Source organism: Azospirillum formosense (assembly GCF_040500525.1).
GTDB lineage: Bacteria > Pseudomonadota > Alphaproteobacteria > Azospirillales > Azospirillaceae > Azospirillum > Azospirillum formosense_A.
In genome coordinates, this window is sequence record NZ_CP159402.1 from 814492 (window position 1) to 838770 (window position 24279).

22 protein-coding genes and 1 riboswitch are annotated in these 24279 nt (G+C 71.4%); of the genes, 17 read left to right on the forward strand and 5 right to left on the reverse strand.

The features are described 5' to 3' along the window. Positions 1-23: 23 nt before the first annotated feature. Complete coding sequence (locus tag ABVN73_RS03830) at positions 24-686, reverse strand: LysE family transporter (RefSeq protein ID WP_247883303.1); 663 nt, start codon at positions 684-686, stop codon at positions 24-26. A gap of 230 nt (positions 687-916) precedes the next feature. Here ABVN73_RS03830 and ABVN73_RS03835 point away from each other — a divergent pair, with 230 nt between their 5' ends. The 8 genes from ABVN73_RS03835 (at position 917) to deoA (ending at position 9378) form a co-directional block, all read left to right on the forward strand. Continuing rightward, positions 917-1915: a BMP family ABC transporter substrate-binding protein gene (locus ABVN73_RS03835; protein ID WP_353859001.1), complete on the forward strand. Its 999-nt coding sequence runs from the start codon at positions 917-919 to the stop codon at positions 1913-1915. Between the two features lie 160 nt (positions 1916-2075). Next, positions 2076-3611, forward strand: coding sequence for an ABC transporter ATP-binding protein (locus tag ABVN73_RS03840; protein ID WP_353859002.1), 1536 nt, complete (start codon positions 2076-2078; stop codon positions 3609-3611). Positions 3612-3726: 115 nt separating this feature from the next. Continuing rightward, positions 3727-4887, forward strand: a complete 1161-nt coding sequence (locus tag ABVN73_RS03845; RefSeq protein ID WP_353859003.1) for an ABC transporter permease — start codon at positions 3727-3729, stop codon at positions 4885-4887. Next, positions 4880-5854 (forward strand): ABC transporter permease, encoded by a 975-nt coding sequence (locus ABVN73_RS03850; RefSeq protein WP_353859004.1) that lies wholly within the window; start codon positions 4880-4882, stop codon positions 5852-5854. The genes ABVN73_RS03845 and ABVN73_RS03850 overlap by 8 nt, the downstream gene beginning before the upstream one ends. Continuing rightward, on the forward strand, positions 5854-6282 hold the full coding sequence (gene cdd / locus ABVN73_RS03855) for a cytidine deaminase (protein WP_353859005.1): 429 nt from the start codon (positions 5854-5856) through the stop codon (positions 6280-6282). Before ABVN73_RS03850 ends, cdd begins: the two co-directional genes overlap by 1 nt. 15 nt (positions 6283-6297) lie before the next feature. After that, a complete protein-coding gene (locus tag ABVN73_RS03860) occupies positions 6298-7131 on the forward strand; it encodes a purine-nucleoside phosphorylase (protein ID WP_353859006.1) in 834 nt (277 codons plus the stop codon). Next, positions 7128-8018, forward strand: a complete 891-nt coding sequence (gene deoC / locus ABVN73_RS03865) for a deoxyribose-phosphate aldolase (protein ID WP_353859007.1) — start codon at positions 7128-7130, stop codon at positions 8016-8018. The genes ABVN73_RS03860 and deoC overlap by 4 nt, the downstream gene beginning before the upstream one ends. A 37-nt stretch (positions 8019-8055) precedes the next feature. Then, positions 8056-9378 (forward strand): thymidine phosphorylase, encoded by a 1323-nt coding sequence (gene deoA / locus ABVN73_RS03870; protein WP_353859008.1) that lies wholly within the window; start codon positions 8056-8058, stop codon positions 9376-9378. Between the two features lie 12 nt (positions 9379-9390). Here deoA and ABVN73_RS03875 read toward each other — a convergent pair whose 3' ends face one another. Beyond that, a complete protein-coding gene (locus ABVN73_RS03875) occupies positions 9391-11454 on the reverse strand; it encodes an NAD(P)/FAD-dependent oxidoreductase (RefSeq protein ID WP_353859009.1) in 2064 nt (687 codons plus the stop codon). Positions 11455-11578: 124 nt separating this feature from the next. Between ABVN73_RS03875 and ABVN73_RS03880 the strand changes: the two genes are divergently transcribed. The 3 genes from ABVN73_RS03880 (at position 11579) to ABVN73_RS03890 (ending at position 13627) form a co-directional block, all read left to right on the forward strand. Next, complete coding sequence (locus ABVN73_RS03880; protein ID WP_353857512.1) at positions 11579-11938, forward strand: IS630 transposase-related protein; 360 nt, start codon at positions 11579-11581, stop codon at positions 11936-11938. Then, positions 11890-12543 carry an IS630 family transposase gene (locus ABVN73_RS03885; protein ID WP_353857768.1) on the forward strand — a complete coding sequence of 218 codons (654 nt, stop codon included), beginning with the start codon at positions 11890-11892 and terminating at the stop codon, positions 12541-12543. The genes ABVN73_RS03880 and ABVN73_RS03885 overlap by 49 nt, the downstream gene beginning before the upstream one ends. Positions 12544-12733: 190 nt before the next feature. Beyond that, a complete protein-coding gene (locus ABVN73_RS03890; protein ID WP_353859010.1) occupies positions 12734-13627 on the forward strand; it encodes a DMT family transporter in 894 nt (297 codons plus the stop codon). 4 nt (positions 13628-13631) lie between these two features. Here the strand turns inward: ABVN73_RS03890 and ABVN73_RS03895 are convergent, their stop codons facing one another. Further along, entirely contained in the window at positions 13632-14009 is a 378-nt protein-coding gene (locus tag ABVN73_RS03895) for an STAS domain-containing protein (RefSeq protein WP_353859011.1), read from the reverse strand. Positions 14010-14170: 161 nt separating this feature from the next. After that, positions 14171-14268, forward strand: a riboswitch (TPP riboswitch). Positions 14269-14337: 69 nt separating this feature from the next. Here ABVN73_RS03895 and ABVN73_RS03900 point away from each other — a divergent pair. The 6 genes from ABVN73_RS03900 (at position 14338) to ABVN73_RS03925 (ending at position 22059) form a co-directional block, all read left to right on the forward strand. Next, positions 14338-15492 (forward strand): ABC transporter substrate-binding protein, encoded by a 1155-nt coding sequence (locus ABVN73_RS03900; protein ID WP_353859012.1) that lies wholly within the window; start codon positions 14338-14340, stop codon positions 15490-15492. A gap of 7 nt (positions 15493-15499) precedes the next feature. Beyond that, positions 15500-16384, forward strand: a complete 885-nt coding sequence (locus ABVN73_RS03905; protein ID WP_353859013.1) for a branched-chain amino acid ABC transporter permease — start codon at positions 15500-15502, stop codon at positions 16382-16384. Between the two features lie 61 nt (positions 16385-16445). After that, entirely contained in the window at positions 16446-18113 is a 1668-nt protein-coding gene (locus ABVN73_RS03910) for an ATP-binding cassette domain-containing protein (protein ID WP_353859014.1), read from the forward strand. After that, positions 18110-18820 carry an ABC transporter ATP-binding protein gene (locus tag ABVN73_RS03915; protein ID WP_353859015.1) on the forward strand — a complete coding sequence of 237 codons (711 nt, stop codon included), beginning with the start codon at positions 18110-18112 and terminating at the stop codon, positions 18818-18820. Before ABVN73_RS03910 ends, ABVN73_RS03915 begins: the two co-directional genes overlap by 4 nt. Before the next feature lie 148 nt (positions 18821-18968). Continuing rightward, positions 18969-20159, forward strand: coding sequence for a hypothetical protein (locus ABVN73_RS03920; RefSeq protein WP_353859016.1), 1191 nt, complete (start codon positions 18969-18971; stop codon positions 20157-20159). 70 nt (positions 20160-20229) lie between these two features. Further along, positions 20230-22059 (forward strand): chloride channel protein, encoded by a 1830-nt coding sequence (locus ABVN73_RS03925; RefSeq protein ID WP_353859017.1) that lies wholly within the window; start codon positions 20230-20232, stop codon positions 22057-22059. A gap of 82 nt (positions 22060-22141) precedes the next feature. On the opposite strand, the gene ppk2 is transcribed toward ABVN73_RS03925, so the two are convergent. Together ppk2 and ABVN73_RS03935 are read right to left on the reverse strand one after the other, a co-directional pair. Further along, positions 22142-23104: a polyphosphate kinase 2 gene (ppk2, locus tag ABVN73_RS03930; RefSeq protein ID WP_353859018.1), complete on the reverse strand. Its 963-nt coding sequence runs from the start codon at positions 23102-23104 to the stop codon at positions 22142-22144. A gap of 123 nt (positions 23105-23227) precedes the next feature. Next, positions 23228-24055, reverse strand: a complete 828-nt coding sequence (locus tag ABVN73_RS03935) for a PPK2 family polyphosphate kinase (protein WP_353859019.1) — start codon at positions 24053-24055, stop codon at positions 23228-23230. Positions 24056-24279: the final 224 nt, after the last annotated feature.

The following is a 24279-nucleotide window of genomic DNA, read 5'->3' on the forward strand; positions in this document are numbered from 1 at the left end:
CTCTTAGGTCCGGCCCGCAGGGATCAGCCCATGGCCCAGCCGGCCATGCCGGTGAAGGCCATGCCGAGCGCCCACAGGCCGAAGGCCGCGAGCGCCACCCCCGTGCAATGGTTCAGCCGGGTCAGGCCGCGGTCGGAGATGCGGTGGCGCACCGCGGCGACGCCCATCGACAGGGCCAGCCACCACAGCGACGCGCCGATGAAGACACCGGCCACCAGCGTGGAAGCGTCCACCCGCCCCAGATTGCCGCCCAGCCCGAAGCCGGCGAAGATGGCGATGAAGGCCATGATGGTCGCCGGGTTGGTCAGGGTCAGCGACAGGCCGGTCATGAAGCCGCCGAGGAAGGACGGCGTGTCGGGCGCGCTGGCGGCCTCGCGCTCCTCGTCCTCGGGCTTTTGGCGGAAGGTGCGGATGGCCACCACGATCAGGAAGATGCCGCCGACGAGCTGGAAGGCGATCTCGTGCCCCTGCAGGAAGTCCAGGGCGGCGGAGACGCCGAAGGCGGCGATGGCGCCGTAGATCGTGTCGGCCACGGCGGCGCCGAAGCCGGTGAAGAAGCCCATCAACGGCCCGTGCTGCAGCGTGCGCCGGATGCAGAGCAGGCCGATGGGACCGACGGGGGCGGCGATGGCGATTCCGAGGACGATGCCTTGCAGCAGAACCACCAGACCATGCACGCCGATCACCTCGTCCAATCTGCGATTCCCTCCTCCGGGACCCTCCTCCGGGCAATGGCGGGCGTGATAGCGGGCCACCGCCCTCCCGTCAACCGGCGTCGCGGAGGGAGGTCCCCTGCGGGCGGTGACCTGCGGCGGAATTCCCCCCGCCATGTGCCCCCTGTCGCGGGATGGGAGGAGCGGTTATCCTGGCCGCCACGACCCGGCAAGCGGGCGCACCGGAACGGGGAAGCGGAACGATGACGATGACGCGCATTCTGACCATCCTGGCCGTGTCGCTGGCAGCGGCGACCGTTCCCGCCGCGGGCCCCGCCCTGGCGGCGGACGAGTTCATGCCGGCGGTGGTCTTCGACCAGGGCGGCAAGTTCGACAAGTCCTTCAACGAGGCGGCCTACAACGGGGCGGAGCGCTTCAAGAAGGAGACCGGGATCGTCTACCGCGAGTTCGAGGTCACCAGCGAGAGCCAGCGCGAGCAGGCGCTGCGCAACATGGCGCGGCGCGGCGCCACCGTCATCACGGCGGTCGGCTTCTCCCAGTCTGCCGCCGTGGACAAGGTGTCGCGGGAATATCCCAACACGAAATTCTGTCTGATCGACGACAAGCTGGACCTGCCCAACGTCCAATCGGTGACCTTCAAGGAGCATGAGGGCTCCTTCCTCGTCGGCATGCTGGCGGCGCTGGCCTCGCAGAGCGGGAAGGTCGGATTCGTCGGGGGCATGGACATCCCGCTGATCCGGAACTTCCTGACCGGCTACGAGCAGGGCGTGAAGCATGTGAAGCCGGACGGCGAGATCTTCACCAACATGACCGGCACCACCCCCGCCGCCTGGAACGACCCCACCCGCGGGGCGGAGCTGGCCAAGAGCCAGTTCGGGCGCGGCGCCGACGTTGTCTTCGCGGCGGCCGGGGCGACCGGGCTCGGCGTTCTGCAGGCCGCGGCGGACGCGGGGAAGCTGGGCGTCGGGGTGGACAGCAACCAGAACTGGATCCACCCGGGCAAGATCCTGACCTCGATGGTCAAGCGGGTGGACGTGACCGTCTACGACTGCATGAAGTCGGCCAAGGACGGCAGCTGGACGCCGGGGCACCGCGTCGTCGGGCTGAAGGAGGAGGGCGTCGGCTACGCGCTCGACGAGAACAACCGCAAGCTGGTCACGGCGGAGATGGAGACGGCCGTCGAGGACGCCAAGCGCAAGATCATCGCGGGCGAGCTGGTGGTGACGCCGTATCAGCCGTGAGCTGAGCTGCCGCATCGCCGAGCATTGCCCTCTCCCTGACCTTCCCCCGCTGGGCGGGGGAGGGAAATCGGCCCTCTCCCGCCCAGCGGGGGAGGGAAGGGGCCCGCGGCGAAGCCGTGGGAAGGGTGGGGGCAAGGACCTTCCAATCTTGAAAGTCACCATGCCTCAACATCCCCCCGCCCTGGAAACCCGCGGCGTCAACAAGTGGTTCGGCGCCAACCACGCCAACCGCGACGTGTCGCTGGCCGTGCCGAAGGGCACCATCCACGGCGTGATCGGCGAGAACGGCGCCGGCAAATCGACGATCATGAGCATCGTCTACGGCTACCTGCCCGCCGACGGCGGGACGATCCTGGTGGATGGCCGCCCGGTGGCGGTGCGCAGCCCGCGCGACGCCCTGGCCGCCGGGATCGGCATGGTTCACCAGCATTTCATGCTCGTCGATCCCTTCACGGTGCTGGAGAACGTCCTGCTGGGGGCTGAGGGCGGCGTCACCCTGGCCGCCGGCATGGCGCGGGCGCGGGCGGAGTTGACCCGGCTCGCCCGCGACTACGGGCTGGAGGTGGACCTCGACCGCCCGGTCGGCGAGCTGCCGGTGGGGGCGCAGCAGCGGGTGGAGATCCTCAAGGCGCTCTACCGCGGCGCCGACATCCTGATCCTCGATGAACCGACCGGCGTCCTCACCCCGCAGGAGACCGATCACCTCTTCCGCATCCTCCGCGCGCTGCGCGGGCAGGGGAAGACGGTGGTCATCATCACGCACAAGCTGCGCGAGATCATGGAGCTGACCGACAACGTGACGGTCATGCGCCGCGGGCAGGTGGTGGCGAACGTCGCCACCGCCGACACCAGCCGCGAGGCGCTGGCCGAGCTGATGGTCGGGCGCAAGGTGCTGCTGCGCGTGGAGAAGGCGCCGGCCACGCCCGGCCCGGCGATACTGGAGGTCTCCGGCCTGCGCGTGCGCGACGGCGCCGGGGTGGAGCGGGTGAAGGGCGTCGGGCTGACCGTGCGCGCCGGGGAGATCGTCGGCATCGCCGGCGTGTCCGGCAACGGCCAGTCCGAACTTCTGGAGGCGCTGGCCGGCATGCGTCCCCCGGCCGGCGGCTCCGTCCGGCTGCGCGGGGAGGAGCTGACCGCCACGCCCGGCCGCTTCACCGCGCGGGGCTTGCGCGCGCTCGGCGTCGGCCATGTGCCGGAGGACCGGCAGCGGGTCGGCCTCGTCACCGGCTTCGAGGCGCAGGAATGCGCGATCCTCGGCCATCAGGGCGATCCGGCCTTCAACGGGCGGCTCCTGATGGACCGCCGCGCGCTGTTCGACCGCTGCGCCGCCGAAATAGACGCCTACGACGTGCGCCCGCGCGATCCGCGCCTGCCCGCCGCCAACTTCTCCGGCGGCAACCAGCAGAAGATCGTGCTGGCCCGCGAGATCGAGCGGAACCCCGACCTGCTGCTGGTCGGCCAACCCACCCGCGGCGTGGACATCGGCGCCATCGAGTTCATCCACCGCCGCCTGGTGGCATTGCGCGACCAGGGCAAGGCGATTCTGCTGGTGTCCGTGGAACTGGACGAGATCCGCGCCCTGTCCGACCGCATCCTCGTCATGTTCGACGGCCGACTGGTCGGCGAGGTCGCTCCGGACGAGGCGGACGAGCGGCGCCTCGGCCTGATGATGGCCGGGGTCGTGGAGGCCGCGTAAGGTTGACTCCGAACGCTCCCGCTTGCGCTGGGCCGTGGCGCGGGGCACTTTCCTTGACGCTGGAACGTGGACGCCGTCCGGCTTGTGAGCGGAATTCACCACGCATGGAGCCGGGATGGCGCAGGACGCGGCGCAGGGAGTGACGGGCCGGCGCTTCGGCCGGCCGGGCGCGATTCCCGGCTGGGTCGGCTACGCGCTTCTGCCGCTGCTGAACCTGCTGGCCGCCCTCGTCCTGTCTGGGCTGGTCATCCTGGTGATCGGCGAGAATCCGCTGGACGTGCTGGCGCTGCTGGTGACCGAGGCGGTCGGCTATCCGGAGGCGATCGGCTACACGCTCTACTACACGACCAGCTACATCTTCACCGGTCTGGCGGTGGCCATCGCCTTCCATTGCGGGCTGTTCAACATCGGCGGGGAGGGGCAGGCCTATCTCGGCGGGCTGGGGGCCGGGCTGGTCGGGCTGGCGCTGACCGGCTGGCCCTGGCCGGTGGCGGCGCTGGGCGCGGTGGTCCTGTCGGCGCTGTTCGGGGCGGCCTGGGCGGCGATCCCCGGCTGGCTCCAGGCCAAGCGCGGCAGCCACATCGTCATCACGACGATCATGTTCAACTTCATCGCCGCCGCGATCATGACCTACCTGCTGGTGGACGTGCTGATCCGCCCCGGATCGCAGTCGCCGGAAACGCGGGAGTTCGATCCGGGAGTCTGGCTGCCGACCATGGACCGGGCGCTCGGCTGGATTGGCGTCGCCATCCCGGCCTCGCCGTTGAACCTGTCCTTCCTGTGGGCGCTGGCCTGCTGCGCGCTGTTTTACCTGTTCCTGTGGCGGACCCGCTGGGGCTACGAGATCCGCACGGTCGGGCGGAACGAGCGGGCGGCGGTCTATGCCGGCATCTCCCCGGCGCGGAACATCATTCTGGCCATGGCGATCTCCGGGGCGCTTGCCGGCTTCGTCGGCGTGAACGAGATCATGGGGGTGCAGCACCGCATCCTGCTGAACTTCACCGGCGGGGTGGGCTTCGTCGGCATCGCCGTGGCGCTGATGGGGCGCAACCACCCGGTGGGGATCGTCCTGGCGGCGCTGCTGTTCGGCGTGCTGGCGCAGGGGGGCGGGCAGGTGTCCTTCGAATACCCCACCGTGAACCGGGAGCTGGTGATGGTCATCCAGGGCCTCGTCATCCTCTTCGCCGGGGCGCTGGAGAATCTGTTCAAGCCGCGGGTCGAGGCGCTGTTCCGCCGCCGCGGCGGGGGCCATGACGGGGGGACGGCGCATGGATGACGCCCTGCTCGTCATCCTGCTGCTGGCCGACGCCACCATCCGCGTGGCGACCCCGCTGGTGCTGGCGGCCTTCGCGGCGCTCTACAGCGAGCGGGCGGGGGTGGTGGACATCGGGCTGGAGGGCAAGATGCTGGCCGGCGCCTTCTTCGCCGCCGCCGTCGCGTCGTCCACCGGCAACCCCTGGCTGGGCCTGGGCGCCGCCATCGCGGCCTCGGTGGCGCTGGCGCTGGTCCACGGCTTCGCCTGCATCACCCACAAGGGCAATCAGGTGGTGTCGGGCATGGCGATCAACATCCTGGTCGCCGGGCTGGCGCCGACGCTGGCCTACGCCTGGTTCCGCCAGGGCGGCCAGACCCCGCTGCTGCCGGGAGAAGCGCGCCTGCCGCAGATCCATCTGCCGGGGGTGGAGGCGCTGTCCGGGATTCCGGTCCTCGGCCCCGTCTACCGGGAACTGATCGACGACGCCAACGTGCTGATCTGGCTGACCGTCCTTCTGGTGGTGGCGACCCACTGGGTGTTCACCCGCTCGCGCTTCGGGCTGCGGCTGCGCGCGGTGGGGGAGAACCCCTCGGCGGTGGACACGGCGGGCCTGTCGGTCACGCGGCTGCGCTATCAGGCGGTGATCATCACCGGGGTGCTGACCGGAATCGCCGGCGCCTATCTGTCCACCGCCCACGGCGCCGGCTTCGTGCGCGACATGACGGCGGGCAAGGGCTATCTGGCGCTGGCCGCGCTGATTTTCGGGAAATGGCGGCCCTGGCCGACGCTGTTCGCCTGCCTGCTCTTCGCCTTCACCGACGCGGTGCAGGTGCGCCTGCAGGGCGTGCCGCTGCCGGTGGTGGGGGTGATTCCGGTGCAGTTCATCCAGATGCTGCCCTATGTGCTGACCGTGCTCCTGCTCGCCGGCTTCGTCGGCCGGGCGGTGGCGCCCAGGGCCAACGGCATCCCCTACGTGAAGGAACGGTGATGAGCGACCCGCTGGATTCCCAGATCGCCGACTCCCTGATTGCCGCCGCCCGCGACGCGATGGCGCAGGCCTACGCCCCCTATTCCCATTTTTCGGTCGGCGCGGCCATTTTGGGCGAATCCGGGCGCATCCACGCCGGGGCGAATGTGGAGAACGCCGCCTACCCGCAGGGCCAATGCGCCGAGGCCTCGGCCATCGGGGCGATGATCCTGGCCGGGGACCGCAGCGTCCGGGCAATCGTCGTGATGGGCGGCCAGCCCGGCGACGGCCGGCTGTGCACGCCCTGCGGCGGCTGCCGCCAGCGGCTGCGCGAGTTCGCCCGCCCCGACACGCCGATTCATGTCTGTGGACCGGAAGGGCTTCGGCGAACGTTTAGGTTGGACGAGTTGCTGCCGCACTCCTTCGGCCCCGACAATCTCGACTTCTGAGGGGAACTGACCGCCATGACCGCCGCACGCGCCGCCGCGGAAATCCTGCACCGGGTCCCCGGCTTCCGCCCGCGGGTGGGGATCGTGCTCGGCTCCGGCCTGGGCGGGGTCGCCGACCGGATCGAGGGGGCGACCGTCATGCCCTACGGCGATCTGCCCGGCTTCCCGCTGCCCAGCGTGGAGGGGCACATGGGCCGGCTGGTGCTGGGCCATCTCGGCGGCCAGCCCGTCGCCTGCATGCAGGGCCGCGTGCACGCCTACGAGGGCAACGGCTTCGACGCGCTGAAGACGGCGGTCCGCGCGCTGAAGCTGGCCGGCTGCGACACGCTGGTGCTGACCTGCGCGGCCGGCTCGCTGCGGGTGGAGGTCGGGCCGGGGCGGCTGATGGCGATTTCCGACCACATCAACATGCTGGGCGCCAACCCGCTGACCGGTCCCAACGAGGACAGTTTCGGCCCGCGCTTTCCCAGCATGACCGACGCCTGGGACCCGACCTTGCGCGCGCTGATGCGGCGCCGGGCGCTGGAATTGAACATCGATCTGGTCGAGGGCGTGTACGCCGCCTATCCCGGCCCCTCCTTCGAGACGCCGGCCGAGGTCCGGATGTTGAAGGTCCTGGGGGCGGACGCGGTCGGCATGTCCACGGTGCCCGAATGCATCGTCGCGCGGCATTGCGGCCTTCGGGTCGTGGGCTGCGCGGTCATCACCAACCTGGGCGTGGGACTCGGCGACGGGCCGGTGGACCACGACCAGACCCTGCGCGCCGCCTCGGCCGCCGCCTCCGACCTGGAGCGGCTGCTGACCGGCTTTCTCGACGGGCTGAACGTAGACGAAGGACGCCGGTCATGAAACTTCCCGCCGATCTGCAACGGGTGCTCGACACCGCGACCACCGCCAAGGCCGACGCCAAGGGGGCCGGCCGCGCCGTCGGCCTGCTCGACCTGACCAGCCTGAACGACGACGACACCGACCAGACGGTGGAGGCCCTGTGCAAGCGCGCCGTCACCCCCGCCGGCAAGGTCGCCGCGGTGTGCGTCTGGCCGCGCTTCGTCAAGACCGCGCGCAAGGCGCTGAAGGGCAGCGGCGTGAAGATCGCCACGGTCGTCAACTTCCCCTCGGGCGAGGCCGACGCGGCCACCGTGGCGGCGGAGACCAGGGCGGCCATCAAGGACGGCGCGCAGGAAATCGACGTGGTGCTTCCCTACCGCGCCTTCATCGACGGCGCCCGCACCCAGCCGATGAACGTGATCCGCGCCTGCCGCGAGGCCTGCGGGACCGACGTGACGATGAAGGTGATCCTGGAATCCGGCTGCTTCCCCGATCCGGAACTGCTGGCCTGGGCCGCCCGCGATTCCATCGCCGCCGGGGCGGATTTCCTGAAGACCTCCACCGGCAAGGTGCAGCCCGCGGCGACGCTGGAGGCGGCGGCGCTGCTGCTGCACGTCATCCACGAGTCGGGCAAGCCGGTGGGCTTCAAGGCGGCGGGCGGCATCCGCGACGCCGACGGGGCGGCGGCCTTCCTGGCGCTCGCCACCGCGATCCAGGGCAAGGGATGGGCCAAGCCGGAGACCTTCCGCTTCGGCGCGTCGGCGCTGCTGGACTCGCTGCTCGCCGCCGCCGGCCATGGTGGTGGCGGCAAGGACGGCAAGGGTGACGGCAAGGACGGCAAGAGTGAGGGCAAGGGTGACGGAAAGGGCGGCGGCGCGGTTGCCCAGCCGGCCGCCGCCGGCTATTGATCCGCGCGACGGACTCGACCACGGAACGGACGCACGGATGCTTCCCCAGGAACTGATTCGCAGGAAGCGCGACGGCGCACGCCTGGACGCGGCGGAGATCGGCGCCTTCGTGCGCGGCATCACCGACGGCTCCGTCAGCGAAGGGCAGGCGGCGGCCTTCGCCATGGCCGTGTTCTTCCGCGGCATGACGCTGGAGGAGCGGGTGGCCCTGACGCTGGCCATGCGGGATTCCGGGACGGTGATGCGCTGGGACCATCTGGACCTGTCCGGCCCGGTGGTGGACAAGCATTCGACCGGCGGCGTCGGCGACAAGGTCAGCCTGATCCTCGCGCCGGCGCTGGCCGCCTGCGGCGGCTTCGTGCCGATGGTGTCGGGGCGCGGGCTGGGCCACACCGGCGGCACGCTCGACAAGTTCGAGAGCATTCCCGGCTACCGCGCCAAGCCCGACCGGGCGACGCTGGAGCGGGTGGTCAAGGAGGTCGGCTGCGCGGTGATCGGCGCCACCGACGACATTGCGCCCGCCGACCGCCGGCTCTACGCCATCCGCGACGTGACGGCGACGGTGGAGACCATCGACCTCATCACCGCCTCCATCCTGTCGAAGAAGTTGGCGGCGGGGCTGGACGCGCTGGTGATGGACGTGAAGTTCGGCTCCGGCGCCTTCCTGCCCGACATCGCCAAGGCGCGGGAACTGGCCGGCAGCCTCGTCACAGTGGCGGAGGGGGCCGGCCTGCCCACCGTCGCCCTGCTGACCGACATGAACGAGGTGCTGGGCCGGACCGCCGGCAACGCGCTGGAAATGCGGGAGTGCATCGACATCCTGCGCGGCGGCAAGGCCGACCCGCGGCTCTACGAGGTCACCGCGGCCCAGGCCGCCGAGTTGCTGGTGCTGGCCGGGCTGGCCCCCGACGCCGCCGCCGGCCGCGCCCGCTTCGACGAGGCGATGGCGAGCGGGCGGGCGGCCGAGCGCTTCGCCCGCATGGTCCACGCGCTGGGCGGCCCGGCCGACCTGCTGGACGCGCCGGACCGCCATCTGGAGGCCGCCCCGGTCGTTCAGCCGGTCTTCGCCGAGCGGGCCGGCGTGGTGGCGGCCATCGACGTGCGGGCGGTCGGCATCGCCGTGGTGGCCCTGGGCGGCGGGCGGACCAAGACGACCGATCCCATCGATTTCGCCGTGGGGCTGGCCGACGTCGCCGGGCTGGGCGCTTCGGTGGGGCCGGCGGATCGCCCGCTCGCCGTGGTCCACGCCCGCAGCGCGGCGCAGGCGGAGGACGCGGCGGCTCTGCTCCGTCGCGCCTTCACGGTGGCCGACACCGCCCCGCCGGCCGGGCCGCTGATCGCCGACCGCATCCGGCTGTAGGAAGCGGGGCCATCACGCGGCGTGGCGTCCGGCCTCGGCGTGCCGCGCCCGCACCGGTCCGACCAGGGCCTCCGCGGCGAGGCGGCCCGAGATGACGCAGGCCTCCACCCCGGCACCGGGGAAGACGCCGCCGCCGGCCAGCAGCAGGCCGGGCACCGGCGATTTCGCGGGAAGCGCCGGATCGGTGCCGTAGATCGCGCCCTCCGTCGTGTGGGCGTAGCGGGCGAAGGTGGCGGCGCTGGCCTCCTGCCGGTGCAGGATGTGGCGCCCCAGATCCGGGATGACGGCCGAGGCCGCGGCGATCATCGCATCGCCCCGCCGCCTCTTCCGCGCGCGGTAGTCGGGAGCGGAGCGGTCCCAGGCGCCGCCCGCCGGGTCCAGCCGCATCAGCGTCAGCGCCGCGCAGCCCGGTGGCGCCAGGGTGGCGTCATGGGCGGAGGGCAGGGCCAGCGCCATCCCCGCGTCGTTCAGAAACGTCATCGCCGGCAGGTCGGGACGGATGTCCAGCGCCAGCGTGACCAGGAAGGCGGACGTCGAGGGGCGCAGCGCCCGGCCGTGCTCCACGCAGGCGGCGGGAAGGTGTTCCGCCCCCACCAGCTCAAGCAGGGTCCGCCGGGCGTCGGCGTTGGAGATCACCGCGGAGGCGGCGATGCATTCCCCGTCCATGGTTTCGACCCCGGCGGCGCGGCCGTCCTCGATCAGGATGCGGCGGACCGGGGTGCGCAGCCGAACCTCGCCGCCCCTGGCGCGGATCGCCTCGACCAGCGCGTCCGCCAGCCGCTGCGATCCGCCCTCTGGATAGGCGCCCCCGTCGAAGACATAGCCGAAGATCGGCGCCATCTGGGTGGCGCCCAGCCGCTCCGGCCGATCCGACAGGTACCCGGTCAGGCTGGACAGAAGCGCGCGGGCTCCGGCGTCCGGCACATAATGCTCCAGCATCTCCAGAAAGCCGCGGTCCTGCCAGCGGAAGGCCTGCGGGCATTCCAGCGGGTAGGCGCGCATCGCCGCGACGCTGCGCGGGATGTGGGGAAGGCCGGTCTCGGCGCAGCCGCGGTAGAGGTCGCGGTAAACCCCGCGCATCTCCTCCAGGAAGGCGGCGGCTCCGGCGGCGCTGCCGGGGTGCTCCCGCGCGATCAGGGCGGCCAGACCCTCGGCGTCGCCGGGCAGGGGCTGAAGGACGCCGTTCCGGACGATGCCGCGGTTGACCGGCTGCCAGCGCACGCGCTCCGCTACGCCGACCGTGCGCAGCAGATGCCCGACCGGCCCCTCCGGACGGGTGCCGCTGACGTCGTGCACACCGGCGTCGAAGATGAAGCGCCCGGCCGTCCCGTCGCGCAGCCGCACCTTGCGCTCCCAGGATGAGCAGTGGCCGCCCGGACGGTCGTGCGCCTCCAGGACGGTGACGCGGACCCCGGCCTCCGCCAGCAAGGCCGCCGCCGCCATCCCGCCGATGCCGGCCCCGACGACAACCACGCCGTCCTTTGCCGATCCCTGTCCAAGAACGGCGGGCGCGGGCCAGGGGTGGGGCTCCCGCTCGGCCAGCCGGCGGGCGACGGCCCGGTTGACCAGCCAGTCCGGCAGACGGCGGTTCGCCAGCAGGCCGGCCAGCGTGGCGAGGGCGGAGGTGGCGACGCCGACCTCCGTCGCGACGGCGAAGCCGGCGGCGCCGGCCAGGAAGACCGCCCCCCACAGCGCGGTGAGCGCCTTGTTGACGGCGACGAACGGCGGCAGATGCCACAGGCCGGCCGGCGTCGTCTCGCGGGCGTAGGGCAGGGTGAAGGGGCGGCCCAGAGCGAGCGAGGCGAAGGCCATGCCGGCCAGGGCGAGATGGACGACCACGCCCGTATGCTCCAGCCGCCCGCCGAGGAGCAGCGCGGCGAAGACGGCGGCGGCGACCAGTTCCGGCGCCTTCGGCGAACCACTCCGCCAACCCTGGGCGCAGAGCGCCAGGCTGAGCAGCAGCGCCGCCAGCGCGGCGGCCGGATGACCCGCCGGTTGAAGAAGGCCGAAGGCGATCCAGGGCGCGACGCCGGCAAGGATGCGGATCGGTTGGGGGATCGGTTTGGACGGGAGCATGGCGGACCCTTGCGGTGATGGGGACGTCCGCCAGACTGTCCTAAAGCGGATTGTCGCTGAGTATAGACGGAATTTTGGCTGGCCTGAGCGGTTGGAGGAAGACACAGCTGAAGGACCGCGCGCCATGGGCCAGCCATATTCCTCCGATCTGCGCGAACGGGTTCTGCTGGCTTATGAGCGCCACGAGGGCGGCCCCGAGTTGCTGGCGCGGCGCTTCCAGATCAGCCGAGCCTGCGCGTACAACTGGGTGCGGGCCGCACGCCTTGAGGGGCGGCGGGTCGCCAAGCCGCATGCCGGCGGCGTACCAGCCAAACTGGACGCGGAGGGCGTGAGCGTGCTGCGGGCCTTGGTGCGGGAGGATAATGACGCGACACTGGCACAGTACCGCGACCGGTTGGCCGCACGCACCGGCATCGCGCTGAGCCCGGCGGTGGTGTGCCGCACCTTGAAGCGGCTGGGGTTGGCGCGCAAAAAAAGACGCTGAGGGCCAGCGAGCAAGAGCGCGCGGATATCGCCGCGGAACGCGCGGCCTACCGGGACGATGCGGTGGTCCATGAACCGGCGCGTTTGGTTTTCCTCGATGAAACCGGCATCAACACCCAGATGACGCCCACCCAGGCCCGGGCGCCGCGCGGCCAGCGGGCGCTCGGATCCGTGCCCTGTGGGTCGTGGCACCGCGTCACGGTGCTCGGGGCGTTGAGCGCCGAAGGCATGCTGGCCGCCATGAGCATCGAGGCGTCCACCTCCTCGGCCGTGTTTCTCGCCTTTGTCGAGCAGGTGCTCTTGCCCGTGCTTCGGCGCGACAAACCCGGCGCCGTGGTCGTGATGGACAACCTTTCCGCTCACAAGCGGGCCGATATCCTCGCCGCCTTTGAGACGGCGGGGATCCGTGTCCGCTTCCTCCCGCGCTACTCGCCCGACCTCTCGCCCATCGAGCCCGGCTGGGCCAAGCTCAAAGGAATCCTGCGCGCCAAGGAAGCCCGCACCGTCGAGGCCCTCAACGAGGAACTCGGCCCAGCCCTCAATGCGATCACCGCTACCGACGCCAAAGCGTGGTTTAAGCTATGCGGCTACCCGAATCTAAACTGAACCGAAATCCGCTTTAGGCACCGGACGGGGCCAGCGCCGATCCGCGAAAGGCCGGGTCCGCTTCGCCAAACGCCCGTCCGGCGATTCACGAAGCGTGAAACGCCGGCGCTTTCCACAGGCGAAGCGGCGCGGGCCAGACCTGCGGTTGCGGCATTGGGCAGCGTCATGGTTGCTCAGATACTGTGCAATCATGACCCAAGCCGCCGCCCTGCCTTCCGCCGCCAGCGATGACACCCGCCGCGCCATCGGCTGCTTTCTGCTGGCCATCTTCCTGTTCGCTGGCATGGACACGCTCATCAAATATCTGAGCGGCGGCTATCCGGTGGCGCAGCTCATGTTCGCGCGGTCGGTGGTGGCGGTGATCCTGGTCGGCGGCATTTCCGTGGCGCGCGGCGGCTGGGGCGGGATGCGCACGCGGCGCCCGGTCGCCCATGTCTTCCGCTCGATGGCCGGGCTGCTGTCGATGGGCTGCTTCTTCTATGCCTTCAAGCATCTGCCGCTCGCCGACGTCTATGTGCTGAGCTTCGCCGGGCCGCTGTTCATCACGGCGCTGTCCATGCCTCTGTTGGGCGAGCCGGTGGGCTGGCGGCGCTGGGCGGCGGTGCTGGTCGGCTTCGGCGGCGTGGTGGTGATGGCCCGTCCGGAGGCCGACGCGCCGATCCTGCCGATCGTCGTCGGCGTGGGCGCGGCCTTCTTCTACGCGCTGGCGATGATCGCGGTGCGCGGCCTGTCGCGGACGGAGAGCAACACGGCCATCGTCGTCTATCTGCTGCTGACCACCACGGTGGTGAGCGGCGTGGCGGCGATCCCCGACTGGGTGCAGCCGGGCGGGTTCGACCTCGGGCTGATGCTTCTGGTCGGCACGCTGGGCGGCGCGGCGCAGGTGCTGATGACCCAGGCCTTCCGCCTGGGGCGCGCCGCGGTGGTGGCGCCCTTCGAGTACACGGGGATGATCTGGGCGACGCTGCTCGGCTTCCTGGTCTTCGGCGACGTGCCGACCCCCACCGTGCTGGCCGGGGCGGGGATCATCATCGCCAGTGGGCTCTACATCCTCTATCGGGAAACCCTGCGCCGCGGCGACTGACGGGTCAGGCGGCGGCGGGAAACGCCAACTCGCCGTCCGTGACGCCCGGCGGGTCCGTCAGGGCGATGAGCCGGCTGCGCTCCAGCACGCGCCGGATTCGCGGCGGGTGATTCTCGAAGGCGATGGCGCTGCCGCGGTCGAGCACCGCGTTGCGGAGCGCCAGCAGAATGCCGATGCCGCAGGAATCGAGGAACTCCACCCGCCCCAGATCGACGCGCAGGGTCAGGGACTGCGCCTCCGCGACGCGGCGGAGCAGGGGCGTCAGGACGGGCAGGGCCGCGTGGTCGACCCGTCCCGACAGCACGGCGCGCAGCCCGCATCCGCCCTCCGCCGTGGCGAAGGGGTGCAGGGTGACGGCGCTGTGCGACGGGGTGGGCCGCATGCTGGGTGGCGACTTTCCGGTTGGGGCGACGGTCCGGCGCGGGCCGGGGGCGGCGGAAGGAACCACGGGAAGCGCGACTCTCCGGTGTCTGTTGCGTTGCGAAATTGTGAAAAGGCGCCGGGCCACCGCTTGACAGCCGGGCGCCGGGCTCACACTGTGCACACGAACGGCTGGGGTGCCTGCCGCAAGGCGGGCTGAGACCACACCCATCGAACCTGATCTGGGTCATGCCAGCGAAGGGAGCCAAGCGTTCGAGGCTGTGCCGCCGCTACACCCCTGGCCTCCTCGTCCTCGCGCGGTTCTTCGCCGGGCAGGAGGAGACACAACCATGCGGCGCTTCCTTTCCATCCTCTCGGCAACGGCTTTTTCGGCGGTCTGCTCGGCGTCGCTATTTCCGGGCGCGGCGCTGGCGGGCGAGGCCTCGGTCCCCGTGCTGGTGCCGCTGACCGGCTTCCTGTCGCTGGAGGGCACGAGCCAGCGCAACGGCGCGGTCCTGGCGCTGAAGGACGCGCCCGCGGGCGTGGCGGTGCGGTCGGAGGTGATCGACACCGGCACCTCGCCGGAGGCCGCGGTCACGGCGCTGGAGCGCGCGGCGGGCGGCAAGGTCACCGCGGTGGCGGCCAGCATGCTGGGCACGCAGATGCTGGCGATGCTGCCGCTGGCCCAGGATTACGGCATTCCGCTGGTCACGGTCTCCGGCACGGCGAGCATCACCGAGCAGGGCAACCCCTGGGTCTTCCGCTTCTTCCCCGGCGACGCCGTGACCAAGGAGGCCCACGCCCGCTACGTGACGGAGGAGCTGGGCAAGAAGCGCCCGGCGGTGATCTACCAGACGACGGCCTACGGGCAAAGCGGCAAGGCCCATCTGGAGCAGGCCTTCAGGACGCTCGGCGTCGAGCCGGTGTTCGAGGAAGGGGTGGACCCCGCCGCCAAGGACCTGCTGCCCGTCCTGACCAAGGCGCTGGCCGCCAAGCCCGACGTGCTGGTGCTGCACCTGCATTCCGGCCCGACCGCCCTGTTCATCCGGCAGGCGGCGGCCAACGGGGTGGCGGTGCCGATCGTCGCCGGCTCCGCCATGCACCAGCCGAGCACGGCAGCGCTTCTGGAACCGGCCGAGCTGAAGGGCGTCTGCGCCGAGACGGCGGCTTCGCCGATCTCCGGCGGCAGCCCGGAGGTGGAGGCTTTCACCGCCGCCTACCGCGCCGCCTTCAACGCGGAGCCCGACGCCTTCGCGCTCGGCCAGTATGACGGCATCCGCATGGTGCTGGCGGCGGTGCAGGGCGGCGCGGACAGCGCGGAAGCCGTCCGCAAGGCCCTGTCCTCCGGGACCCATCAGGGCCTCACCATGACCTACAAGTCGGACGGCAAGGGCAACATGGCGCATTCCGCGGTGATCGTCTGCTACGACGGCGCCTCGCGCGTGCCGGCGATCGCCAAGCGGTACGACAACGTGACCGGCGTGGTGACCGGCATGGTGAAGTGAGCCAGCCTTGATCACCCTGCAGCTTCTCGTCAATGGACTGGCCCTGGGCGCCGCCTACGCGCTGGTCGCGCTGGGCTTCGTGCTGGTGCTGAACGCCACCGCGGCGGTGAATTTCGCGCAGGGCGATCTCGTGATGGCCGGTGGGATGCTCGGGGTGGCGCTGGCGCCGCATCTGCCGGATCACCTGCCGTTGCCCGGGCTGCTCCTGCTGCCGGTGGTGCTGACGCTGATGGCCGGGCTGGGGCTGCTGCTGGCGGCGGCGGCCTATCTGCCGCTGCGCCGCCGCCCGCCGGTGGCGGTCTTCATCAGCACCATCGCGGCGGGGATCATCCTGCAGAACGGCGCCTCTGTCCTGTTCGGGCCGGAACCGCGGGCGGCACCGCCGCTGCTGGGCGGCGGGACGCTCGACCTCGGCGGGCTGGTGGTGGCGGAGCAGTCCCTGGCCATCATCGCCGTCGCCGCCCTGCTGATCGCCGGGCAGCAATGGCTGTTCGGGCGGACCCAGCTCGGCCGCCGCCTGCGCGCCACGGCGCAGGATCCGGAGATGGCGCGGGCCTGCGGCGTGCCGGTGACGGCGATGATCCTGATCACCTTCGCGCTGGGCACCGCCTTCGCCGGGGCGGCGGGGCTGCTGCTCGCCAACCGCTACTTCGTCACGCCCACGGCGGGCGGCGACCTGATCCTGAAGGCCTACATCGCCGTGACCATCGGCGGCTGGGGCTCGGTTCCCGGAGCGGTGGCCGGCGCGCTGCTGATCGCGCTGTTCGAGGTGGGGGTGTCGTCGGTGCTCTCCTATCCGGTGGCGCTCGGGCTGCTCTACGCCACGCTGCTGGTCATTCTGGTCGCCCGCCCGCAGGGGCTGTTCGGCGAGGCGGCGCGGCGCCGTGCGTAAGCTGCGGAAAGGAGTGGCTTTTGCCCCCACCCTGACCCTCCCCCGCTGGGCGGGGGAGGGGATGATGCTTGCGGTGCTGGTGGCGTACGCGCTGCTGTACGCGTCGCCTTACGGGCTGCGCGTGTTGACCGTTGCGGGGGTGTACGCGTTGGCCGCCGTCGGGTTCCAGATCGTGTTCGGGCTGGGCGGTGCGCTGTCGCTGGCTCATGGCGCCTTCTTCGGGCTGGGGGCCTACGCCACCGGCATCCTGGGCAGCCAGTGGGGGTGGGGCTTCGCCGCGACCTTCCCGGTGTCGCTGCTGGTGCCGCTGCTGCTGGCCCTGCTCGTCGGACTGCCGGTGCTGCGGCTGGAATCCCATTACTTCGCGCTGGCGACGCTGGGCATCGCGCAGGTCGTCCATCTGCTGGCGGTCAACAGCCCCGGCCTGACCGGCGGCGCCAACGGTCTGCCGGGCGTTCCGGGCATCGTCCTGTTCGGCTGGGCGGTGCCGCGCGGCCTGCCCCTGGCGGCGGTGGTCTGGGGCTTCGTGGCGCTGGGCGGGTTGCTCGCCTGGAGCCTGGCGCGCGGGCGCTGGGGGCGGGCGCTGACGCTGGTGCGCGACGACCCGCTGGCGGCGGGCACGCTGGGGCTGGACGTCGGCGGGCTGCGGCTGGCCGCCTTCGCGCTGAGCGCCGTCTACGCCGGGGCGGCGGGCGCCTTGGCCGTGCACACCCAGCGCGTCGTCTCGCCGGAGGTGCTGGAGTTCCCCGTCATGGTCTCCGTCCTGACCATCGCCGTGGTCGGCGGGCGCGGGCGGGTGGCGGGGGCGATTCTGGGGGCGGTGCTGCTGCTCCACCTGCCGGAATGGTTCCGCTTCCTGGAGCGCAGCTATCTGATCGTCTACGGCGTGGCCCTGCTCGCCACCATCGTGCTGGCGCCGCACGGGTTGACCGGCCTGCTCGACCGGCTGTTTCCGGCCCGCCCGGCGCCGTTGCCCATGCCCGCGGCGCCACCGGACATCGCCGTTCCGAATGGGCCCCTGCTGCGGGTGGAGGGGCTGACCAAGGGCTTCGGCGGGGTGCGCGCGGTGGACGGCGTGTCGCTGACGCTGGAGGCCGGGACCATCACCGGGCTGATCGGCCCCAACGGCTCCGGCAAGACGACGCTGGTCAACCTGATCTCCGGCCTGGAGACCCCGGACGGCGGGCGGGTGCTGATGGGCGGAGCGGATCTGGCCGGGCGGCGGCCCGACCGGATCGCCCGCGCCGGGATCGCCCGCACCTTCCAGGCGGTCAGCTTGCCCGACGCCGCCAGCGTCCTGGCCGCCGTGGCCGCGGCGCGGCTGGAGCGCGACGGCTCGATCGCCCAGGCCGAGGCGCATGCCCTGTGGGCGCTGGAGCGGCTGGGCGCGGCGGACCTCGCCGCGAAGCCCTGCGCCGGCCTGCCCGCGGCGCTGCGCCGCCGGGTGGAACTGGCCCGCGCGCTGGCCCGCCAGCCCGCCGTCCTTCTGCTCGACGAGCCGGCGGCGGGGTTGACCGACGGGGAGAAGGCGGAATTGGCCGGTCACCTACGCGCCATCGCCGCCACCGGCACCGCGCTGCTGGTGGTGGAGCACGACATGGGCTTCCTGCTGCCGCTCGCCGGCCATGTGCTGTGCCTGGACCAGGGACGCCCGCTCTACGCCGGCCCGCCGGAGGGGGTGCGCAGCGATCCGGCCGTGGTCGCCGCCTATCTGGGGGAGGGCGCATGATGAGCGAGCCCCTGTTGCAGGTCGAGGGTCTGACCGCCGGCTATGGCGGGGCGGTCGCCGTGGACCGCCTGTCGCTGTCCGTGGCGGCCGGGGAGGCGGTGGCCCTGCTGGGCGCCAACGGGGCGGGCAAGTCGACGCTGCTCAAGGCCGTTCTCGGCCTCGTCCCGGCGACCGGCGGGCGCGTCCGGCTGGCGGGGGAGGAGATCGGCGCCTTGGTTCCGGAGCGGCGGGTGCGCCGCGGCCTGGGCTATGTGCCGGAGGGGCGGCGCGTCTTCCCCGGCATGAGCGTGCGCGACAATCTGGAGGTGGCGAGCCGGCTCGACCGTGCCGGGCGGGCCGCCGATCTGGAGCGCGTCTTCGCCCTGTTCCCGGCGCTGGAAGGCAAAGCGGAGGAGCGCGCGTGGCGCCTGTCCGGCGGGCAGCAGCAGATGCTGGCGGTTGGCCGCGCGCTGATGGGCCGTCCGCGCGTCCTGCTGCTCGACGAGCCGTCGCTCGGCCTGTCGCCCAAGCTGGCCGGGGAGGTCTTCGCCGCCGTCCGCGCCATCGCCGCCGCCGGGACGGCGGTCCTGGTCGCCGAGCAGAGCGCGGCCCGCGCCCTGTCCGCCGCCGGGCGCGTCGTGCTGCTGCGCCTCGGCCGGGCGGTTCATGACGGGCCGGTGGAAAGCCTTCCCGCCGACGCGCTGCGGGACGCCTTTCTGGGCCCCTGATCGGCCATCGCAGGGCGGCGCCGGACGCAATTCGGCATTGCGGCAACAGGCCGGGATCTTTGTCGTGACTTTCTCGTCTTGCGCTTGCCGATCCCATACGGCGGGGCTAGCTTCCGGCGTCGCCCAGCCCGTAAGGATTACCTCTGCCATGTTGGACAAAGCCGTCGCTGCTGCACTCTCCTCCCTTCTTCTGCTGGGCGCCGCCGCCGCCCACGCCGATGGGGCGCAGGTGGCGGAGCTGGTCCCCGTCAACCCGCCGACCATGTATTACCCGGCCCCGTCCTCCGGCCCGGCGCCGGCGCCCCGCACCGTCGCTCCGTCGGCGCCGTCGGCCGCCGCCGATCCGGCCGAGAAGACCGGGCCGGCCGAGCTTGAGGATGGCTGGGAAGGCGGCCCGTCGCGCGACCGGGACGGCAAGTTCGCCTATTGCGCCATCGAGGGCCGCTTCGACACCGGCCATGTCCTGATGATCGCGCGCAACGTCAAGGGCGAGGTCAATCTCGGCATGGGCATCCCGGGCGCCGAGCTGCCGGGCGGCGAGCAGTGGAAGGTCAAGGTGGTGGTGGACGGCAAGCTGACGCGCGAGCGCCGCGCGCTGGCGCCCAAGCCGGACATGCTGGTCATCCCCAACGGCAAGGACGAGGAACTCTACACCGCCCTGATGAACGGCAAGGAGGTGGTGTTCTCCTCCGACGCCGACCGCATGGCCTTCGCGCTGAAGGGCACCAAGAAGGTGCTCACCGACCTGAAAACCTGCGTGGACAAGGCCGGCGCCGTTCCGCCCATCGATACCCGCACCAAGAAGGGCGTGACCCGCCCCGACGAGCTGCCGGAAGGGCTGGCCGACCTGCTGAAGGCGGCCGGCGTGCGCGACGTCAAGCGCGTGTCGCTGGAGAATGTGCCGAAGGGCGAGCGTCCCGCCGACATGGCTTGGCGCATCGGCCCGATCGTCGGCGGCATCCGCGAGCGGATGGTCGAGGAGGGCTCCAAGCTGGAGGACTTGTCCGCCGGCTACGTCGACGCCATGAAGAAGCGCTGCGAGGGCGGCACGCCGACCGCGTCGCTGAGCGCCGTCGAGGACCTGCCCGGCCTGATGCTGCGCACCGGCTCGGTCGATTGCGCGCTGAAGGAGGGCAAGATGCACGTCTCGCTGACCTTCTTCCTGTCGCCGGGCCGCCTCTTCACGATCCTGTTCCACGAGGCGCAGGAGGCCGACACCGGGCTGGCCGACAAGGTGCGCGACAATCTGGCGGAGGTGCTGCGCCGCCTCGCCGTGAACCCGCCGTCGACTCAGCCGTCCGGCGCCTCCCCGGCGCCGGCCCAGACGGGCAAGCCCTAAGGGGGTAGGCCCGCGCCTTGCGGTTGACGGCGCGGAGGCCGGGTACACATTGTCCGGCATGCCGGACGACATGACGGGAATCCGGGGCGCCGCCGGGGATGCGGCGGGCGCCCTGACCAGAGCACGAAACCCCGGCCGGCGGTTCCTCAGGGTGCTGACGCGGCGGAGCCTGCGCGACAGCGTCCTCGGCGTGCTGATGCTCGCCGGGGCCATCGGCGCCGGGGTCGGGCTCGCCGTGGCCCTACTCCACGAACTCGTGGTCTGGACGCAGTCCCTCGTCTTCTCGGTGGCCCACGGGCAGGAGCTGGGCGAGGCTGCGCTGGCCGACCCCTGGCGGACCCTGCTGGTGCCCGCCATCGGCGGCCTCCTGCTCGGCGTGATGGTGAAGCTGGTGCGGCGCTGGCGGCCCAACGACATCGTCGACCCCGTCGAAGCGAACGCCCTCTACGGCGGCAAGATGTCCCTGGTCGACAGCCTGCGCCTGACCCTGGCGACCCTGCTGTCCAACGGTTCCGGCGCGTCGGTGGGGATGGAGGCGGCCTACACCCAGGCGGGGGCGGGCATCGCCTCCACGCTCGGGCAGAGGCTCCATCTGCGGCGGGCGGATTTGCGCATGCTGGTCGGCTGCGGGGCGGCCGCGGCCATCTCCGCCGCTTACGGCGCGCCGCTGGCCGGCGCCTTCTACGCCTTCGAACTGGTCATGGGCGGCTACACCATCGCCACGCTGGCTCCGATCGGCGCGGCCTCGGTCGCCGCGGTGGCGGTGGCCCACTGGCTGACCGACCCCTCCCCGACCCTGTTCTTCGGCCGCCCGGCGGCAGTGGAGGGCTGGGATTACGTGGCCTGCGGGGTGCTGGGCTTCTTGGCGGGCTGGCTCAGCATCCTCGCCATGCAGGCGGTGACGGTCGCCGAGCGCGGTTTCCGCGCGCTGCCCATCCCCGTCTGGGGGCGCCCGGCTCTGGGCGGGCTCGCGCTCGGCGCGCTGGCCCTGGCGGTGCCGCAGGTGCTGGGCGCCGGACCCGGCGCCGACCCGTCGCAACTGGCCCGCGGGCTGGAGGCGATGGCGGTGCTGCTGGTCGCCAAGATCGTCGCGTCGGCCCTGTCGCTCGGCTCGGGCTTCCGCGGCGGGCTGTTCAGCGCGTCGCTGCTGCTCGGCGGGCTGTTCGGCGGGCTGGCCTATGGGGTGGTCGAGCTTCTGGTGCCGGGGCTGGGGCTCGACCGGATGCTGCTGGTGCTGGCCGGCATGGGGGCGGTGGCCGCCGGCATCATCGGCGCGCCGGTCACCATGGTGCTTCTGGTGCTGGAGGCGACGCAGGATTTCTGGGCGGCGTCCGGCGTGCTGATCGGCGTGGTGGTGTCCACGACCGTGGTCCGGCAGGCCTTCGGCTATTCCTTCGCGACGTGGCGCTTCCACCTGCGCGGCGTCCCGATCCGCGGCGCCTACGACGTCGGCTGGGTGTCGGAGCTGACGGCGATGCGGCTGATGCGCGGCGACGTGAAGACGATCCTGACCACCCAGACGCTGGACACGCTGCGCCGCCTGCACCCGCTGGGCGCCGCCAAGACCGTCTTCGCGGTGGAGCCGGACGGGTCCTACGCCGGCATCATCGACATGGGCGCCGTGCACGACCCGTCGCTGGGCGACGAGGACGCGAAGACGCCGGTCGGCGAGCTGGCCAAACACGCCGATGACTTCCTGCGGCCTGGCGACGACGTGCGCAGCGTGCTGAACCGCTTCTGCAGCGCCGAGGTGGAGTCCCTGCCGGTCCTCGCCTCGCCCACCGACCGGCGGATCGTCGGCTACGTCACCGAGGCCTACGCCCTGCGCCGCTACAGCCAGGAGCTGGAGAAGCAGCGCGGCGAGGAACTGGGCGAACGCAGCCTCTACGGGCGGGACTGAGCGGCGTCTCCTGGGGCCATCACGTTTGAAGTCCCCTCTCCCCGGAGGGGGAGAGGGTTAGGAAGGTCAAACACGGCGGCGGTCAGTAGACCTCCGGCACCCAGTTCTGCTTGGACTTCTTCGGCCGCTTGTAGCCGTCGTCGCTCTGCCGCGGCGGCAGGTCCAGCTCGACCGGCGCGATATCCTGGTAGGGAATCTGCTGCAGCAGATGATGGATGCAGTTCAGCCGCGCTTTCTTCTTGTCGTCGGCGTCGACGATGTACCAGGGCGTCAGCTTCCTGTCGGTGTGCTCCAGCATGGCGTCCTTGGCCTTGGAGTACTCGACCCAGTGCTTGCGCGATTCGAGGTCCATCGGGCTGAGCTTCCAGCGCTTGATCGGGTTGCGCATCCGCTCGGTGAAGCGCTTCTCCTGCTCCTCGTCGCTGACCGAGAACCAGTATTTGATCAGGATGATGCCGGATTTGACGAGCATCTCCTCGAACAGCGGGCAGGCGCGCAGGAACTCCTCATACTCCGCGTCGGTGCAGAAGCCCATGACACGCTCGACGCCGGCGCGGTTGTACCAGCTGCGGTCGAACAGGACGATCTCGCCCTTGGCGGGAAGCTGCGCCACGTAGCGCTGGAAGTACCATTGCCCGCGTTCCTTCTCGGTCGGCGTGCCGAGCGCCACGATCCGGCAGACGCGGGGGTTGAGGCTTTCGGTGATGCGCTTGATGACGCCGCCCTTGCCGGCCGCGTCGCGCCCCTCGAACAGCACGCAGACCTTCAGTCCGTTGACCCGCACCCATTCCTGCAGCTTGATCAGCTCGAACTGCAGGCGGGCCAGCTCGTCGATGTACTTCACCTTCTTGCCGCCCTTCGCCGGCTTGCCGCCGCTCAGGTCGCGCCAGTGGGATTCGATGGCCGCGACCTCCCTGGCGTCGCGCAGCACCTCGCCGCCGGTGGCCGGAACGCCGAGGCCCAGGTCCTTCAGCTTCAGCGCCTTGCGCTTCTTCCGCGGCTTCTCCTCCGCCCCGGTTCCGCCAACCGTCTTGACCTCGTCCATCGAACACACCCTGCTTATTGTTGTCCCCACGAACCAACGCTAGGAGATGACGGCGCGTCAGGCAACCGCCGGCGCGCCCACCGCGACGAAGTGACCGAGGCGGGGGCGCCGGGGGAGGGGCGGTCAGTCCTTCTCCTTCGCGTCAAAGGTCAGATGGACGCCCAGGACCTCCGCGGCGATCCGGGCGACGGTCAGGTCGATGGGCGGCGGCGCGACGTTGACGCCCCGGCTCAGCGCCTCCGTCACGATCTCCATCACCTTCAGGCGGGCGTGCCATTTGGAATTGGCGGGAACCGCCTGCCAGGGCGCCGTCTCGGTCGAGGTCTTCTCGAACATCGTCTCGATGGCCTTGGTGTAGTCGTCCCAGCGGGAGCGGTTGCGCAGATCCTCCTCGGTCAGCTTCCAGCGCTTGTAAGGGTTGCTCAGCCGCTCGCGGAAGCGGTTGAGCTGCTCGTCGGGCGTGATGTGCATGAAGAGCTTGATGATGCGGACCCCGTCGTCGGTCAGCATCTTTTCGAACTGGTTGATCTCGTCGTAGGCGCGCTTCCACTGCTCCTTGTCGGCGAAGCCCTCGACCCGCTCCACCAGCACGCGGCCGTACCAGGAGCGGTCGAAGATGGCGAAGGTGCCGGGGGCGGGCAGCTTGGTCCAGAAGCGGTAGAGGTAGTGCTTGCCCTGCTCGTCCGCCGCCGGGGCGCCGATCGGCCAGACGTGGAAACCGCGGGGGTCGAGCGGTTCGGTCAGGCGGCGGATGCAGCCGCCCTTGCCGGCGGCGTCCCAGCCCTCGAACACCAGGATGGCGCGGCGCTTCTCATGCCAATAGGTCTGCTGGATGTGCAGCAGGTCCTTCTGCAGCTTGGCGAGGCGGCGTTCGTAGTCGTCCTTGCTGCCGATGCCTTCCGCCGTCATATCGAGCTTGTCGAGACGGATCTTGCCGTTTCCGTTGCCCATGCACGCACCTTTCGAAATGTCTGGCTCAAGTGTCAGGTTTCGGAACCTTCGCGCTTCGCAGGGGTTGAGCGCGTGCGCCCCGCAGGGCGCGCGTTGCAACCTCGCGATGGTCCTTCCGGTGACGTCCTTTGGCCGGTGACGGTCTGCTGGACGATTTACGGGAGGCGCCACGCTTGTCAACCAGCGGCGACCGGCTGGCGTGCCGCTGCCGACCAGGAGGATGT

Coding starts and splice junctions, on each gene's coding strand:
- ABVN73_RS03835 (WP_353859001.1), top strand. CDS start 917: ATGACGATGACGCGCATTCTGACCATCCTGGCCGTGTCGCTGGCAGCG.
- ABVN73_RS03840 (WP_353859002.1), top strand. CDS start 2,076: ATGCCTCAACATCCCCCCGCCCTGGAAACCCGCGGCGTCAACAAGTGG.
- ABVN73_RS03845 (WP_353859003.1), top strand. CDS start 3,727: ATGGCGCAGGACGCGGCGCAGGGAGTGACGGGCCGGCGCTTCGGCCGG.
- ABVN73_RS03850 (WP_353859004.1), top strand. CDS start 4,880: ATGGATGACGCCCTGCTCGTCATCCTGCTGCTGGCCGACGCCACCATC.
- cdd (WP_353859005.1), top strand. CDS start 5,854: ATGAGCGACCCGCTGGATTCCCAGATCGCCGACTCCCTGATTGCCGCC.
- ABVN73_RS03860 (WP_353859006.1), top strand. CDS start 6,298: ATGACCGCCGCACGCGCCGCCGCGGAAATCCTGCACCGGGTCCCCGGC.
- deoC (WP_353859007.1), top strand. CDS start 7,128: ATGAAACTTCCCGCCGATCTGCAACGGGTGCTCGACACCGCGACCACC.
- deoA (WP_353859008.1), top strand. CDS start 8,056: ATGCTTCCCCAGGAACTGATTCGCAGGAAGCGCGACGGCGCACGCCTG.
- ABVN73_RS03875 (WP_353859009.1), bottom strand. CDS start 11,454: ATGCTCCCGTCCAAACCGATCCCCCAACCGATCCGCATCCTTGCCGGC.
- ABVN73_RS03880 (WP_353857512.1), top strand. CDS start 11,579: ATGGGCCAGCCATATTCCTCCGATCTGCGCGAACGGGTTCTGCTGGCT.
- ABVN73_RS03890 (WP_353859010.1), top strand. CDS start 12,734: ATGACCCAAGCCGCCGCCCTGCCTTCCGCCGCCAGCGATGACACCCGC.
- ABVN73_RS03895 (WP_353859011.1), bottom strand. CDS start 14,009: ATGCGGCCCACCCCGTCGCACAGCGCCGTCACCCTGCACCCCTTCGCC.
- ABVN73_RS03900 (WP_353859012.1), top strand. CDS start 14,338: ATGCGGCGCTTCCTTTCCATCCTCTCGGCAACGGCTTTTTCGGCGGTC.
- ABVN73_RS03910 (WP_353859014.1), top strand. CDS start 16,446: ATGATGCTTGCGGTGCTGGTGGCGTACGCGCTGCTGTACGCGTCGCCT.
- ABVN73_RS03915 (WP_353859015.1), top strand. CDS start 18,110: ATGATGAGCGAGCCCCTGTTGCAGGTCGAGGGTCTGACCGCCGGCTAT.
- ABVN73_RS03920 (WP_353859016.1), top strand. CDS start 18,969: ATGTTGGACAAAGCCGTCGCTGCTGCACTCTCCTCCCTTCTTCTGCTG.
- ABVN73_RS03925 (WP_353859017.1), top strand. CDS start 20,230: ATGACGGGAATCCGGGGCGCCGCCGGGGATGCGGCGGGCGCCCTGACC.
- ppk2 (WP_353859018.1), bottom strand. CDS start 23,104: ATGGACGAGGTCAAGACGGTTGGCGGAACCGGGGCGGAGGAGAAGCCG.
- ABVN73_RS03935 (WP_353859019.1), bottom strand. CDS start 24,055: ATGGGCAACGGAAACGGCAAGATCCGTCTCGACAAGCTCGATATGACG.